The 13,492-nt window shown below is 65.1% G+C and carries 20 protein-coding genes and 1 tRNA gene (1 of these 21 cut by a window edge); 7 read left to right on the top strand and 14 right to left on the bottom strand.

Translation table 11 applies throughout. The features are described from left to right. Positions 1 to 88: 88 nt before the first annotated feature. The 5 genes from AKL29_RS35225 to AKL29_RS35205 all read right to left on the bottom strand — a co-directional run bounded on the left by AKL29_RS35225 (position 89) and on the right by AKL29_RS35205 (position 3,150). Entirely contained in the window at positions 89 to 496 is a 408-nt protein-coding gene (locus AKL29_RS35225; protein WP_063779990.1) for a hypothetical protein, read from the bottom strand. Between the two features lie 215 nt (positions 497 to 711). After that, complete coding sequence (locus AKL29_RS35220) at positions 712 to 1,065, bottom strand: hypothetical protein (RefSeq protein ID WP_050387344.1); 354 nt, start codon at positions 1,063 to 1,065, stop codon at positions 712 to 714. Positions 1,066 to 1,217: 152 nt separating this feature from the next. Further along, positions 1,218 to 1,529: an MmcQ/YjbR family DNA-binding protein gene (locus AKL29_RS35215; protein ID WP_244482631.1), complete on the bottom strand. Its 312-nt coding sequence runs from the start codon at positions 1,527 to 1,529 to the stop codon at positions 1,218 to 1,220. Between the two features lie 52 nt (positions 1,530 to 1,581). Continuing rightward, complete coding sequence (locus AKL29_RS35210) at positions 1,582 to 2,637, bottom strand: alpha/beta fold hydrolase (RefSeq protein WP_050387564.1); 1,056 nt, start codon at positions 2,635 to 2,637, stop codon at positions 1,582 to 1,584. A 111-nt stretch (positions 2,638 to 2,748) separates the two neighbouring features. Continuing rightward, entirely contained in the window at positions 2,749 to 3,150 is a 402-nt protein-coding gene (locus tag AKL29_RS35205) for a nuclear transport factor 2 family protein (protein WP_244482601.1), read from the bottom strand. Positions 3,151 to 3,289: 139 nt separating this feature from the next. On the opposite strand from AKL29_RS35205, the gene AKL29_RS35200 reads away from it, so the two are divergent. Further along, entirely contained in the window at positions 3,290 to 3,979 is a 690-nt protein-coding gene (locus AKL29_RS35200; protein WP_152977900.1) for an ArsR/SmtB family transcription factor, read from the top strand. Between the two features lie 15 nt (positions 3,980 to 3,994). On the opposite strand, the gene AKL29_RS35195 is transcribed toward AKL29_RS35200, so the two are convergent. Next, positions 3,995 to 4,240, bottom strand: a complete 246-nt coding sequence (locus AKL29_RS35195; RefSeq protein WP_016840968.1) for a DUF2188 domain-containing protein — start codon at positions 4,238 to 4,240, stop codon at positions 3,995 to 3,997. 119 nt (positions 4,241 to 4,359) lie between these two features. On the opposite strand from AKL29_RS35195, the gene AKL29_RS35190 reads away from it, so the two are divergent. Together AKL29_RS35190 and AKL29_RS35185 are read left to right on the top strand one after the other, a co-directional pair. Next, positions 4,360 to 4,626 (top strand): DUF2277 domain-containing protein, encoded by a 267-nt coding sequence (locus AKL29_RS35190; protein WP_050387563.1) that lies wholly within the window; start codon positions 4,360 to 4,362, stop codon positions 4,624 to 4,626. An 86-nt stretch (positions 4,627 to 4,712) separates the two neighbouring features. Then, positions 4,713 to 4,937, top strand: a complete 225-nt coding sequence (locus AKL29_RS35185) for a hypothetical protein (protein ID WP_028334831.1) — start codon at positions 4,713 to 4,715, stop codon at positions 4,935 to 4,937. Between the two features lie 56 nt (positions 4,938 to 4,993). Here AKL29_RS35185 and AKL29_RS35180 read toward each other — a convergent pair whose 3' ends face one another. Continuing rightward, a complete protein-coding gene (locus tag AKL29_RS35180; RefSeq protein WP_050387341.1) occupies positions 4,994 to 5,521 on the bottom strand; it encodes a collagen-like domain-containing protein in 528 nt (175 codons plus the stop codon). A 130-nt stretch (positions 5,522 to 5,651) separates the two neighbouring features. On the opposite strand from AKL29_RS35180, the gene AKL29_RS35175 reads away from it, so the two are divergent. Then, positions 5,652 to 6,647: a hypothetical protein gene (locus tag AKL29_RS35175; RefSeq protein ID WP_050387340.1), complete on the top strand. Its 996-nt coding sequence runs from the start codon at positions 5,652 to 5,654 to the stop codon at positions 6,645 to 6,647. Positions 6,648 to 6,760: 113 nt separating this feature from the next. Here the strand turns inward: AKL29_RS35175 and AKL29_RS35170 are convergent, their stop codons facing one another. Both AKL29_RS35170 and AKL29_RS35165 read right to left on the bottom strand, forming a co-directional pair. Next, a complete protein-coding gene (locus AKL29_RS35170; protein WP_016840962.1) occupies positions 6,761 to 7,021 on the bottom strand; it encodes a helix-turn-helix domain-containing protein in 261 nt (86 codons plus the stop codon). A 169-nt stretch (positions 7,022 to 7,190) separates the two neighbouring features. Continuing rightward, positions 7,191 to 7,958 carry an SDR family NAD(P)-dependent oxidoreductase gene (locus AKL29_RS35165; protein WP_050387339.1) on the bottom strand — a complete coding sequence of 256 codons (768 nt, stop codon included), beginning with the start codon at positions 7,956 to 7,958 and terminating at the stop codon, positions 7,191 to 7,193. 126 nt (positions 7,959 to 8,084) lie between these two features. Here AKL29_RS35165 and AKL29_RS35160 point away from each other — a divergent pair, with 126 nt between their 5' ends. Then, positions 8,085 to 8,558 carry a hypothetical protein gene (locus tag AKL29_RS35160; protein ID WP_028334835.1) on the top strand — a complete coding sequence of 158 codons (474 nt, stop codon included), beginning with the start codon at positions 8,085 to 8,087 and terminating at the stop codon, positions 8,556 to 8,558. 89 nt (positions 8,559 to 8,647) lie between these two features. On the opposite strand, the gene AKL29_RS35155 is transcribed toward AKL29_RS35160, so the two are convergent. Next, a complete protein-coding gene (locus AKL29_RS35155; RefSeq protein ID WP_028334836.1) occupies positions 8,648 to 8,902 on the bottom strand; it encodes a hypothetical protein in 255 nt (84 codons plus the stop codon). A 273-nt stretch (positions 8,903 to 9,175) separates the two neighbouring features. On the opposite strand from AKL29_RS35155, the gene AKL29_RS35150 reads away from it, so the two are divergent. Next, positions 9,176 to 9,616, top strand: coding sequence for a hypothetical protein (locus AKL29_RS35150; protein WP_050387338.1), 441 nt, complete (start codon positions 9,176 to 9,178; stop codon positions 9,614 to 9,616). A 153-nt stretch (positions 9,617 to 9,769) separates the two neighbouring features. Here the strand turns inward: AKL29_RS35150 and AKL29_RS35145 are convergent, their stop codons facing one another. The 4 genes from AKL29_RS35145 to AKL29_RS35130 form a co-directional block, all read right to left on the bottom strand. Continuing rightward, on the bottom strand, positions 9,770 to 10,351 hold the full coding sequence (locus AKL29_RS35145) for an NUDIX hydrolase (protein ID WP_050387337.1): 582 nt from the start codon (positions 10,349 to 10,351) through the stop codon (positions 9,770 to 9,772). A gap of 19 nt (positions 10,352 to 10,370) precedes the next feature. Next, positions 10,371 to 10,820, bottom strand: a complete 450-nt coding sequence (locus AKL29_RS35140) for a GNAT family acetyltransferase (RefSeq protein WP_050387562.1) — start codon at positions 10,818 to 10,820, stop codon at positions 10,371 to 10,373. A 14-nt stretch (positions 10,821 to 10,834) separates the two neighbouring features. Beyond that, positions 10,835 to 12,262, bottom strand: a complete 1,428-nt coding sequence (locus AKL29_RS35135) for an FAD-binding oxidoreductase (RefSeq protein WP_050387336.1) — start codon at positions 12,260 to 12,262, stop codon at positions 10,835 to 10,837. 134 nt (positions 12,263 to 12,396) lie between these two features. Further along, on the bottom strand, positions 12,397 to 13,383 hold the full coding sequence (locus AKL29_RS35130; protein WP_050387335.1) for an L-threonylcarbamoyladenylate synthase: 987 nt from the start codon (positions 13,381 to 13,383) through the stop codon (positions 12,397 to 12,399). 79 nt (positions 13,384 to 13,462) lie between these two features. Between AKL29_RS35130 and AKL29_RS35125 the strand changes: the two genes are divergently transcribed. Beyond that, a tRNA-OTHER gene (locus tag AKL29_RS35125) sits at positions 13,463 to 13,492 on the top strand; it runs 40 nt beyond the window's last position.

Raw genomic sequence — 13,492 nt, 5'->3', positions numbered from 1 at the left:
CGGCGCGCCGAGCGTCTGCCAAAATACGAGAGGCCGTCCTTGCGGGCGGCCTCTTTTGTTTTTGCGATTCTGATTGGGGCGAAGCTTCTCAGTAGCACCGCGTGATGTTGACGGTGCGGTCGCCGCCGCGGCCGGGCACCGTGACGCTCTCTGTGGGGCAGCTCGACACATAGGGCCGGTCCGACGGCACCACGGCCGGCGGATAGCGATGCGCCCAATCCCAGGGCACGTCCTGGGTGTAGGTGTAACGGACGTCGCTCGAGACCGGCGCCGGGACCTCGGCAGCGTAGGGAACGCCCGCCGCGCCATCATAATATCCGCCCGCGTCCGGCAACACGATGCCGGGCACCCGTACATGATGGCGGAAGGCTGGATGATGCGAGGAGAACGTGCCGCGCGCTGCGGATCCGGATCTCGCATAGGTTTCGGTCGGGTAAGCAAGCAGCAGCGCTGCAACGCCAAGGGAAACGCCAAGGGAAACGCCAAGGGACGCCATCAGCGCCCCAGTTGTTCGATACGCCAACCTTCGAAAGCTCATGGCACGCACCAACTCGCGGTTACGGAGCATTTCTGCAGACGCTAGGCCGCGCCTCACGGCGCCCGCAAACTCATCCTTAATTATTGGTTAAAAAGTAAGGTTAACAGAGAGTAACTGTTTCAAATTGGCGCGATCCCGCGCGCGGGGCTTCCCGCGCAAGCGGCGGGCGCCGTTCAGACGGCATCCGCCGGAACGAAGCAGCTGATGATGATGTGGCCGCGGTGGTGCACGTACCACACCACGGCCTCGCCGACCGGGTTGCCGCGATCGCGGATCACGGCGCGCTCCGGCACCATCATCCACTCGCCCTCGATCGGCACCCAATAGGCGCCGCCCCGAACGTCGTAGCTCGTGCGATGGCCGTCGGAGATGTCGCAGCACGGCACGCCATTCGGCGCGATTATGCTCTTGAACCAGGCGCGGATATCGGGCGGCACGTTGTCGTATTGGCCGTTGTCGAACGCCAGTGCAGCGCCCGCCATCATGGCGAGCCACGCAAGCACCGCGACGTGCGTGAGCCTTCGCATTGCCTTCCCCCGGCGAAAACTTCTACGTGACCCGCGCATAGCGTCACGCGAATCCGGTGTTTGCGCGATTAGGCACGAACCGCGCGCGAGATGCATGCTCAAAGAATCAGCGAATCCGCGTGTCTGCTTGATGCAGTGCGAGATGGTTGCGCTCAGATTGGCTGCTTCGCGCGCCCCTTCTTCGCGGCCTTCACCGCGATATTGTCCCGCGCCATTTTGAGTGCGCTGCGCAGCGTGACGTGATCCGCTTTCGCGAGGCGGACATTGGTGCTGCCGCTCTTGCCCCAGCCGCCCGGCACCGGCCGGAAGACCTCCGGCTCGGCCTCGACCACCATCGCCTGCTGCTCGGGTGTCAGCTTCACCATGCCCCAATCCTGGTCGGGATAGCCGAGCGTCGCGAAGATGCGCTTGCCGACGCGGAAATCGGTTGTGCCGTGATGCGCGCCTTCAACGACCTCGGGCAGGTCGAGCGCGATGCGGCGGAAGCATCAGCGGACATTGCCCTGACCTCGATGACTACATCGTCGGCGCCGTTTGCAACAGTTCCTGCAAGTGCCCGGCATAGAACCTCGCATCGCCGGTGGTGAGATGGCCGCGTGTCTCGCTGCTTGCCGGGATCAGATCAATCTTGCCGTTCTTGATCCGCTTCACTGCAGCTTCGGTGACGCCGGTCTCCGGCGGGTTGCGTTCATCGTCGGCGGCATTGATGGCAAGCAGGGTTGCCTCGATCTTCTCCAGTCCGGCGGAGGGATCGTAGTCGTGCGAGGCCTCCCATTGATAGATGTAGTCGTTGGCATCCGCGGTGACCGGCAGCGCCAGCTGGTCGTCCACCATCTTGTCGGCCTGCGCTGCGGTGGGCGCCAGCGCCTGGTAATTGAGCGTGCCGCCGGCACTGGCGAAGCGATAGGCGGCGATGGCGTATTTCATCATCCGCGGTTGGCTGGTGTAGTTGCCGCCATTGTAGTCGGGATCGTTGCGGATCGTTTCCAGCATCGTCCGCCGCAGCATCCAGTTGCGTGCTGCCATCGCTGATGGCTGCGAGGCCATCGGCACCAGCACGTCCATCATCCGTGGATACCGCACGCCCCAGATCCAGGTGTGCATGCCGCCCATCGAGTTGCCGATCACGAGCCGCAGATGCTTGATGCCGAGCCCTTCGGTGACGAGCCTATATTGCGCGTCGACCATGTCGTTGTAGTCGTATTTCGGAAAGCTCGTCCGCATCGCGTCCGACGGCTTCGACGATTTGCCGTGCCCGATGCCATCAGGGATGATGATGTAGTATTTCGCCGCGTCGAGCGGCTGGCCGGGGCCGAACAACTGGCCGGCAAAGGTCGGCGTCAGCATGCTGGCGGCCGAGCCGCCGGAGCCGTGCAGCACCAGCACCGGCTGTCCGGTCGGCGCGCCGACCGTGGTGTAGTGCAGCCGCAGTTCCGGCATCACCTCGCCGCTGTGAAACTTGAAGTCCTTTGCGGTCCACTCGCCGTCCTGCGGCGTGGGGTAATCTGCAGCCATGGCCGGTACCGATATCGAGACGAGAGCGGCCACGAGCGCCGCGCACCAACGGATCATCATGCTTCTTCCCACGCGCGGCGCGCTTGTCCAGCCGCTTCGGTGCAAGCCTAGCATGGGGGAAGGAGATGTCCGAGAGCACGTCGGCACGGCTGGCGAAGATGTGTTCGGCTAGCTCTCCTTGAGTACGTTCAGCGCATACCATCCCCAATAGACGCGATGACGCTGGATCAGGCCGTCATCGATCTCCATGACCTCGACCAGATCCATCTGATCGCCGTCCGGAGACTGCCGCGGATATTCCCAGGTAAGAACGCGGCCGTCGCTGAAGAAACCCTGCTTGAAGCGCCGCCGTTGCGGCGGGTTGGTGCGGAACACGCGCGCGATGAACTCGCGCAGCGGCTCACGGCCCTGCACGATCCCGTCTTTGGTCTGCATCAAATGCTGGACCAGCGGGCTCTCGATCGAGGCGCCGGCTGCGTAGAGCGTGAGCGCCGCCTCGAGGTCCTTGTTGCCGAGCGCTTCATCCCAGAGCCGGTAGATGCGTTCCGCGTCGTTGCTGTCAGCTGTCATGATTGTTCCCTTGCGTTTCGTCGACTGCCGCCCATTTGAGCGGAAGAGGCCGTCGCGACGTTTCAGGAAAATCTGAAATGAGCTGCGTGGCACAGCGCATGTGGGCAGGACGCTTCGGCGCGATCTGGAGGACGATACGGTGGGATCATCCCAAGCGTTGCAGACGGGATTTTCGCGGATCGCCGAGGCCTTGGGCGATCCGGTGCGCGAGGCGATGGTCAGTGCGCTGGCCGACGGCAAGGCGCTGCCGGCGGGCGAGCTTGCTGCGGTTGCCGGCATTTCGCCGCAGGGCGCGAGCGCGCATCTGCAGAAGCTGGTCGACGCCCGCGTGCTGTCGGTTTGGGCACAGGGCAGGTTCAGATATTACCGGATCAGGGACGACGACGTCGCGGCGCTGATCGAGAACCTCGTCGATCTTGCGGCCAAGGCCACCGTCGGGCGGCGGCGTGCGATGCCGGCCGAGCAGCTCAGGCAATCGCGCACCTGCTACCACCACCTTGCGGGTCAGCTCGGCGTGTTGCTGTCGAATGCGTTGATCCGCCGCCGCCTCGTCGTGATCGATGGCCGCAATGGTCGCGTGACCGAGCAGGGGTTGGCCTGGTGCCGGGCCGAGGCGATCGATTTCGATCCGGCGCGGCAGCCGCATCTGCGGCTCTGCAATGACTGGACCGAGCGCGTGCCGCATCTCGCCGGTCCGTTTGCCAATGCCGTGCTGGCGCGGCTGGTCGAGATGCGCGGCGTTGCGCCGCATCGGATTCCGCGCGCATTGCGGATCACCGAGCGGGGGCGGGCGTTCTTCGACCGGCTTGGCGTCCAGGTTCCGTTCTGAAGGCGACGAGGTGAGCTAGCGGCCGTCCTCGACCTCGGTCTCCGGGCGGTCGTTGCCGGATGCGGTTTCGGTCAACCATTTGCCGTCCGACGTCTCGTACTGGATCGCCTCGGTGCGGCCGGGGACGCGCTGCTCGTTGGCGGCGCGTCGGGCAGCGGCGAGTGCCGCGGCGTGGGTAGGAAATGGTTCCGAGAACACCCCGTTGACGGTATAGGCCCAGCCGCCGTCGTGCTGGACGACCTTGTAGATCACGTGGCTCATCCGGAACCTCGCTCCACCGTGGACGATGACACTGCCAGAATAGACCACGATGTCGTATTTTGCAGCAGCCGATCGTCCTTGAGAGAGCCGCCCCGTTGCTGCGGGCGAGGGAGACCGACATGTGCCGCAATATCAAGACGCTGTTCAACTTCGAGCCGCCCGCCACCGAGGACGAGATTCACGCCTCGGCGCTGCAATTCGTGCGCAAACTGTCCGGCTTCAACAAGCCGTCGCAGTCCAATGAGGCCGCCTTCAACCTCGCCGTGACCGAGGTCTCGAACGCTGCGCGCAAGCTCCTGATCTCGTTGCAGACCACGGCACCAGCGCGCGATCGCGAGGTGGAGGCGGAGAAGGCGAAGGAGCGTTCGCGCCTGCGGTTTGGCTGAGGGCGGGGGCGTACCGTGATGCAGATCACGGTACCGCTTCGCGCGTCCGGGCATCGGTCCCGTTCACCCGATCCCGGAGCGACGCCATGAAGCCTGCCCTGCTCACGTCCTGTTCGATTGCGTTCGCCGTGCTCTGGACCTGCGGCATGCTGTGGTCGAGCGGGACGATCGACCTTGCCAACGTCATCATCTTGTCGGCCTGCGGGGCGCTCGCGGGCGTTGCCTGGTATTACGCCATGCGCTGGGTCTTCCAGCTCATGCACCTCGCTCGACCCTCCGATCCTCCGGCCAATCCGGGCGCGGAGCAGTAGGCATCGGACGCGACACGGACAGAGCTGGCCGTGTCGCCGCGCCAGGACAGGAAGGATTACTTCTTGTCCTTCTTGCGGTGCTTCTTCTTTTTCTTGTAATCGTCGTCCTCGTCGTCATCTTCCGCGAAGTCGATGGCGTCGACGTCAAGCGCGATCGCCTCCGCCGCCGCGCGCTCGACGGCATCGCGCTCGGCGAACTCGGCGGCTTCGCGCTCCTTGGTGCGCTTGTAGTCTTCCCAGGCGTCGAAGATCATGTGCAGCCACGGCATCACCTGCTCGATCGACGGCAATTGTCCGGGCGGGCCGGCTTCACCGCGCGGGCCGGCCGGTCCCTGCGGTCCCTGTGGGCCAGCTTCGCCGCGCGGACCCTGCACGCCCGCCTTGCCTTGTGCTCCCGGCTTGCCCTGGGCGCCTGCCTTTCCAACCAGTCCGGGCTTGCCCTGCGGACCCGGCTTGCCGCGCGCACCTTCCGGCCCCGGCCGCCCCGGATGCCCTTGCGGACCGGGCCGGCCCGGCTCGCCCTGACGACCCTGCGGTCCCTGCGCCCCTCGTGACCCCTGGCGGGAGATTGTCTCGTCAGCCACTGATATGCTCCGTCGCGATTTCAAGCCGCTTGTAACAGAGGTTGGATGACGGCTTCAATTCTGCGCGGCGCGGCCGATGCAAGCGATCAACAGTCATAATTCGATGCGAAGATTGCGACGGGAGGACGCGTTGCGGATTCTGAACGACAGGCGCGGGGCAGTTGCAGGTGACGCAACAGGGGCGCTGACGTTCGACATCGTGGTGACGCGGCACGATCTGCGCGATGAAGCGGCGTTTCGCAACACCGGCGTCCTCGATCTGTATGCCGAGCTGTTTCCTCCGAACGAGCGCGACGCCCCCGACGACATTGTGCGCTGGGTGCTGTCAGATGATGTCGGCGAGCGGCGAGAGTTCAGCGTCGGCGGTCCGAAGCTGTCATATTGCCTCGACTCGCGCTGCTTCATCTTGCGCGCGGAGGCGCGCGCGATCGGCCTCGGCTTCTTCACCTACGATCACGCAAGCGAGCTGATCTACTGCAACTATGTCGGCGTCGCGAAGGCGTGGCGCGGCGGCGGCCTGGCGGGCCGATTCTATCGCGAGATGATCGAGATGCTCGACGCCCTGTTTCCACGCAATATCGGCGTGGTGCTCGAGGTCGAGCCGTATGATCGCGATCGCCTGGCGGCGATCATCGGCGATCTCGAACGGACGGGCGTGAGGCAGCTCGCAGCGGATCAACAGACCGAGATTCGCAGATTGCTGCGCGTCAGCTGGTACGACAAGCTCGGCTATTGCTTCTTTTGCGACGCGCGCGGCATGCAGCCGCTTGAGTGCCGCTCGCCATGCCTCGATCCATCGCTATTGCCATCCGCTTGGGTCGGCGCGGAGGAAAACTATTGGTTGGCATGGCAGTCGCGGACCGGCGCGCCCTCGGCGGAGGGCGAGCGCGCGGGTGAGCTCTGGCAAAGAGCCGTCGCTGCGATCTATGTCGAGATCCTCGCAAAATCGCTGGTCGACGACGATCCGAACGGGCGGCGCGACTATTGGGACTATGCGACGGCGCTGGTCGCGCAGACGCTGCAACGGGCCGCGACGACCGAGGTGCGTCTCGCTCGCTGCCTCGATGCCGACGGCAGCGAGCTATTGTCGCGCTGGCGGTGGCTTGCGATCGATCTGCCGATCTAGCGTCGACGTGCCGCTAAAGCGTGATGCGATCGGGTTGGATCGTCATCACGCTTAGCTCGTTGTCCAAGCATGATCGTCCCGGAAAGCCGCATCGCGCGTTTCCGGATCTTGCTCTAGGCTGCGGCGTGCTCGCTCAGCGGCACGTCGATGCCGTCGGCCGAATATTCGCGGATCTTGTTCCGCAATGTCCGAACCGACAGCCCGAGCACGCGCGCGGCGCGGGTGCGGTTGCCGTCGCAGCGCGCAAGCGTTTGCAGCACGAGTTCGCGCTCGACTTCATCGACGGTCGCGCCGATCAGCAGTGGGACGATTTCATTTGGAGCCAGCGACGGCAGCAGAGCTTCCGGCGAAGGTACGGTGGACGCGTAAGACATGAACTCCTCCCGATCAACGCCCGCTTCGTCGGTGAAGCGAAGACATCGAGAACCAACTACCCCGTAGATCCACGGTGTGCCGGTTTGGTTAACAAGCCCTTAACGTGTCCCTAACTCCCTGCTCTGTAAGCAAAATACCCAGAAATCGCCACGATTGCGGTTCCATCTGTCACAATGTTCGGTAGCCGCCATCGACCATCACGATCGATCCCGAGACATATGCCGACAGGTCCGAGGCGAGGAAGATGGCGGGGCCGACGATGTCCTCCGGCTTGCCGGCGCGGCCGAGCGGGGTGTGGTCCATGAAGACCTTGACGAGGTCGGGATTGGTGGCGCGCACCTTCTCGTTCAACGGCGTCTCGATGAAGCCCGGCCCGATTGCATTGACGCGCACGCCATCCTTGCCGAGTTCGGCGGCCAACGCCCTGGTGAAGCCGAGCACGCCGTGCTTGGAGGCGGTATAGGCCGGCGAACTCGGCGTGCGCAGATGCACGAAGGACTGGATCGAGCCGATGTTGACGATGCGTCCCTTGTTCTTGCGCAGCGGCGCGAGGAACGAATGCGTCACGTTGAACACGCCGGTGAGATTGATCGAGATGATGTCTTCCCAATCCTTGATCACGGCCTCGTCGGTGCCGAGCATGCCGTTGCGGCGCGCGATGCCGGCATTGTTGACCAGGATCGAGACTGGCCCGACCTTGTCGGCCACCTGCTTTGCCATCGCGACGCAGGCATCGCGATCGGTCACGTCGAGTGCAAAGCTCTCCGCCTTGCCGCCGGCACTGCGAATCTCCTTGGCCGCTTCCGCCGCCGCATCGCCGTTCATGTCGAGCAGCACCACGCGCGCGCCCTCGCAGCCGTAGCTCAGTGCGATGGCACGCCCGATACCCGAGCCTGCACCGGTGATGACGGCGATGTGATTGTCGAGAAGGGCCATGGCGTTTCCTCGTTATGATTGTAAGCGTTGTCGACAACACTATTCAAAACTGCGCCAACCGAAACGCCAAGCCGCGTTTGCGCGTTGCTGTTATCCGAATTCGGATGACAGTTACGGACCGCGGACATGGACCCGCACATCAGACACTGGAAAGTTGCGATCGAGCGCTTTTGCGCGGCGCCGGATCCCGACTATCGCGAGATGGCCAAAATGGTCGCCGAGATCGCCGCGACCGACATCGACGAGACACTGCGGCATGCGGCCGCACAGGTGCTGCCGATCCTGCGTCAGGCGGCGCTGAAATCGGCCGACCGCCGCACCAAATCGATGGCACAGCGCCGTCTCGGCATCGTCAGCGACGCACTGCACATGCTGTCGGCGCCGCGGTTCGGCCGGCGCGGCCTGACGCCGAAGGTGCTGACGCAGGAGGAGCAGTACCGGCAATTGCTCGGCCTGCCGTTGGGCCGCCGCCTCGCTGCGACCGAAGTCCAGCAGGCTTTCAAGCGCGCCGCCAAGACGGTGCATCCCGACGGCGGCGGCAACGGCGCGGCATTCCTCGAACTCGCTGCCGCGCGCGACGCCCTGATCAAGCATCACTGACGCTGGATCGCGTCATACCTGACAGCAAAAGGACGGGCGCCGCGCTGTTGCCGCGGGCCCGCCGTTGCGCGTGATCGAATGGCGATCGCTCAGAACGCGCAGGTACCGTTGTTCAGGAGGCCGGTCTTGTAGCTGAACGCGGCGTCGAAGGTCGGCAGCTGCTCGCTGACGATGGAGAAGTTCGCCGGCCACGGCGTGGTCGGGATGCTCTGGTCCCAGATCTGGCAGAAGCCGGTGTCCTGCCAGCGGATCAGATGATAGGGCGTGGCGCTGGCCGGGCTTGCCGTGGCAAGCACCGACACGGTGGCGGCAATGGCGGCACAGGCAATCGCAAGACGACGCATGGGAAATCTCCGGTTTGAAAAATGAATGCTCCGCGGGGAAATCCTGGAGCTCAGGGGCCGATCGCCCCGGACATGCAGTGAGTATTGCAACCCCGGGAACAGGTTCAACGCCGGTCGTGCGAAAGCACCCGTCAACAAATCGGCCATCGCTGTGCCAAATTGCGCCTGTTTACGCGCTTGCTACAGTCGACGCATCGCGATTCGCAGCCGTGTCACCACGCGAGCAAATCGACGAGAGCAAATCGACATGAGTAAATCCTGGGGAGACCGCACATGAAACCTTCATCCACCCTGCGTGCTGCGCTTGTCGCGCTGCTGGCGTTCACGGGACTGGCTTTCTCTTCCGCGGCCCGCGCCGACAGCGGCTTCGTGACGCTCACGATCTACAAGGCCGGATGGATCATCGGTGGCTCCGGCGGCAGCGGCCTGTTGACCTTCCGCGGCCGCTCCTACCGGCTCTCCACCGGCGGCCTCGACTACGGGCTGGTGTTCGGCGGCTCCAAGACCGTGCTGCGCGGCCGGGTCAGCAACATCAACCGTCCGTCCGACGTTGCCGGCGTTTACGGTGCGGCTGGCGCGGGGCTTGCCGTCGGACGCGGCGCGCGCGCGATCGTGCTCACCAATCAGAAGGGCGCGGTGCTTGAATTGACCGGCCACCAGGTCGGCCTGATGGCCAACGCCGATCTGAGTGGCCTTGCGATCACGATGCGCTAGAGCCTTTCCCGTTCCGATAGAATCGGAACGGGGCTCTAGACTCTTGTTGTGACGCGTTTTCTTCACGCGAACCGGTATCCACTTCGCTCGAAAACGCTCTAGTGCGCGGGCGCAGGCGATGTCGTCTCGGCACAGGCCGGGACGAGGTGGCGTTCACCTGAACAGATGCAGCGCAGCGTATTGCAGCAGCATGATGGTCTTGGCGTCCACGATGCGGCCGTCGCTGATCATGGCGAGCGCGTCGTCGATCGAGAGCTCGATCACCTCGATGTCCTCGCCCTCGTCGGCGAGCCCGCCGCCGTCACCGATGCGCATGGCGGCGTCGTATTCGGCGACGAAGCAATGCAGCTTCTCGGTCACCGCGCCCGGAGACGTGAAAGCCTCGAACACCTTGCGCACATGCGCGAGCCGGTAGCCGATCTCTTCCTCCGCTTCGGCGCGGATGCGCGCTTCCGGCTCGGCATCGTCGAGCATGCCGGCGGCAGCCTCGATCAGGAGATCGTCATGGCCGTTGGCGAAAGCGGGGTAGCGGAACTGGCGCACCAGCACGACGCTGCGGGTCGTCAGATTGTAGGGCAACAGCGCCGCGCCGTTGCCGCGGTCATAGACCTCGCGCACCTGGGTCTGCCATTCGCCGTTGGCGCGCCGGTAGTCGAACGTCGCGCTCTTCAGCTCGTAGTGGCGCTTCGAAAGCAGCTCGACGTCCTTGACGCGAACGCGGTCGGCGATGCTCATGCGTCGATCCTCAACGCTCTCAGGGAGTCGCTTCGCGCCCGTCGAGCCATTTGGCCAGCATCACCGAGGTCGACTCGTCATAGCCGAGCGACTGGTAGAACGCGCCGGCCTTGGCGTTCTCCCGTCGCACCAGCAGTTGCAGCTTCGGCACGCCGGCGGCGCGCAGCCAGTCCTCGGCCGCCGCCATGATGGTGCGGCCAAGTCCCGTGCCCTGGCGGTTGGGATCGACCGCGACGTAATAGACCCAGCCGCGATGGCCGTCGTGGCCGACCATCGCGGTCGCCACGATCGCATTGTCGTCGCGGCCGACCAGCACGGCTGAATTCGGTCCGCGCCGCGCCAGCGCGATGTCGGCAGCGGGATCGTTCCATGGCCGCGTCAGGCCGCAGGCCTGCCACAGCGCGACGACATCGGCGATGTCGTTATCGCTAATCGGTGCAATGGCGAGGGAGGCAGAGGAGGAGGGCATCGTCGCCTGCGCGGTCACAGCACCTTGCCCGGGTTCATGATGCCGAGCGGATCGAGCATCGCCTTGACCTGCCGCATCAGCTCGATCGCGACCTTGTCCTTGACGTCGGGCAATTCGTCGCGCTTGAGCACGCCGATGCCGTGCTCGGCCGAGATCGAGCCGCCCATCCGCAGCACGATCTCGAACACGACGGCATTCACGTCGTGCCAGCGCGCCAGGAAGTCGGCCGCATTGGCGCCGACCGGCTGGCTGACATTGTAGTGGATGTTGCCGTCGCCGAGATGGCCGAACGGCACCGGCCGCGAACCGGGGATCAGCTTCACCACGGCAGCATTGGCTTCCTCGATGAAAGCGGGCACGGCTGCGACCGGCACCGAGATGTCGTGCTTGATCGAGCCGCCTTCCGGCTTCTGCGCCGCCGACATCTCGTCGCGCAGTTTCCAGAACGCCTGGCGCTGGCTCAGATTGGCGGCGATGACGGCGTCGTCGACGATGCCGTCCTCCATGCCCTGGGCCAGGATCGCCTCCAGCGTGTCGCGTGCATCGTCGCGCGAGGACGACAATTCCATCAGCACGTACCAGGGGTGCTTGCTCTCAAGCGGATCGCGGATATCGATGCCGTGGCGGATCGAGAAGTCGACCGCGACGTCGGCGAGCAGCTCGAAGCTCGTCAGCGCTCCGGCCGCTTGATCGCGCGAGATCGACAGCAGCTTGAGTGCGGCCGCCGGCGAAGCCAAGCCGACATAGGCGGTCTCGACCGCACGCGGCCGCGGAAACAGCTTGAGCGTTGCCGCGGTGATGATGCCGAGTGTGCCTTCGGCGCCGATGAAGAGATTGCGCAAATCGTAGCCGGTGTTGTCCTTTTTCAGCTTCGAGAGCGCGTTCAGCACGCGGCCGTCGGCCAGTACGACTTCGACCCCGAGCGCCATTTCGCGCGCCACGCCGTAGGCGAGCGCTCCGGTGCCGCCGGCATTGGTCGAGAGGTTGCCGCCGATCGTGCAGCTGCCTTCTGCGCCGAGCGACAGCGGAAACAGCCGGTCGACCTCGGCTGCCTTCTGCTGCGCGATCTGCAGCACCACGCCGGCCTCGCAGGTCATGGTGTTGGATTCGACGTCGATGTCGCGGATCTTGTCGAGACGCCGGAGCGAGACCACGACCTCGCCATTGTGCGGCGTCTGGCCGCCGACCAGGCCGGTATTGCCGCCCTGCGGCACCAGCGCGATCCTGTGCTCGGTTGCAAGCTTGCAGATCGCAGCGACTTCGGCGGTCGAGCCCGGGCGCAGCACCAGCGGCGAGCGGCCGTGGAACAGATCGCGTTCCTCGGTAACGTAAGGCTTGATGTCGGCGACGTCGGTCACCGCATATTTCGCGCCGACGATGGCGCGGAATTTTTCAAGCAATTCGGGCGGAAGCGGCGGCACCGCTGATTGGACGATGTTCATTTTTTCTTGGTCTTTCACTCAGTCGGGGATCTTTGCCTAAGCATGCCCCTCGCGCAAACGCTTCGCGTTTGTCGCGAGGGAAAACCGGTTCCCGCTTGGCGCTAACGCGGCCGTTCCGGTCCGGGTCATGCTTGTTACCGCCCAACGGCTGCGCGGCGCAGCCGGTCATTGATGGCTTCGCCCAATCCCTCCTCGGGAATGGGCATCACCGCGATCGCATCCGCGTTTCTTTTGTCGAGGGTGCGAAGGTAGCCGAATAGATTGGCGGCGGCCTCGGCAAGATCGCCGCGCTCGGACAGGTTCATCTCCACCGAGGCGCATTCGCGCCGCGCAACCTTGGCCGGCCCGAACGACAGCAGGGCTTCGCCGACATGGACGTCGCTGGCGTTGAGCCGGACCGGTGTCCGCGGCGCGTAGTGCGAGGCGAGCATGCCGGGGGCAACCGGCTGGGCGTCGCTTTCCGCGTCTTGCGGCGGCGACTGCAAGGGGTGGCCGAGCACGCGCTCGATCTCAGCGCGCGTCAGCCCGCCCGGCCGCAGCAGCACCGGATCGGAGAAGCAGCCGACGATGGTGGATTCGACGCCGACCTCGACCGGCCCGCCGTCGACGATCAGGTCGATGCGGCCCGCGAGATCGCCGTTCACATGCTCGGCAGTGGTCGGCGAGACGTGGCCGGAGAGATTGGCCGACGGCGCTACCACAGCACCGCCGAAAGCCTTGATGATGTCGCGCGCCACCTTGTGGGCCGGGATGCGTATGGCGACCGTATCGAGCCCGGCGGTCGCGAGTTCCGCAACCGGGCAGGACAGCGCCTTCGGCAGCACCAGGGTCAGGGGACCCGGCCAGAACGCGTCCGCCAATCGCAGGGCCTGCCCATTGAACAGGGCAATCCGGCGGGCGGCGCCGAGATCGGCGACATGGGCAATCAGGGGATTGAAGGCCGGCCGGCCCTTGGCCTCGTAAAGCCGGGCGATCGCGGCGGCGTTGCCGGCATCGGCGCCGAGGCCGTAAACCGTCTCGGTCGGAAACGCCACCAAGCCGCCCTCGGCCAGGACCCCGGCGGCGGTCGCCGTGGCGGCGGCGCCGGCGGACAAAACGTGCGTTTTCAGACCTGTATCCACTGTGACTAGATTCCTCAATTGAGTGCCTTGTGGTCCCTTGCGGTCCCCGAAACCCGACGCTATAAGCCCGGCTCTTAGTCGGAGTGTGGCTCAGCCCGGTAGAGCACTG

Origin of the sequence: Bradyrhizobium pachyrhizi (genome assembly GCF_001189245.1) — a bacterium.
Classification (GTDB): domain Bacteria; phylum Pseudomonadota; class Alphaproteobacteria; order Rhizobiales; family Xanthobacteraceae; genus Bradyrhizobium; species Bradyrhizobium pachyrhizi.
The sequence above is the reverse complement of the archived record's forward strand: the minus strand, read 5'-3'. Positions and strand labels throughout refer to the sequence as shown.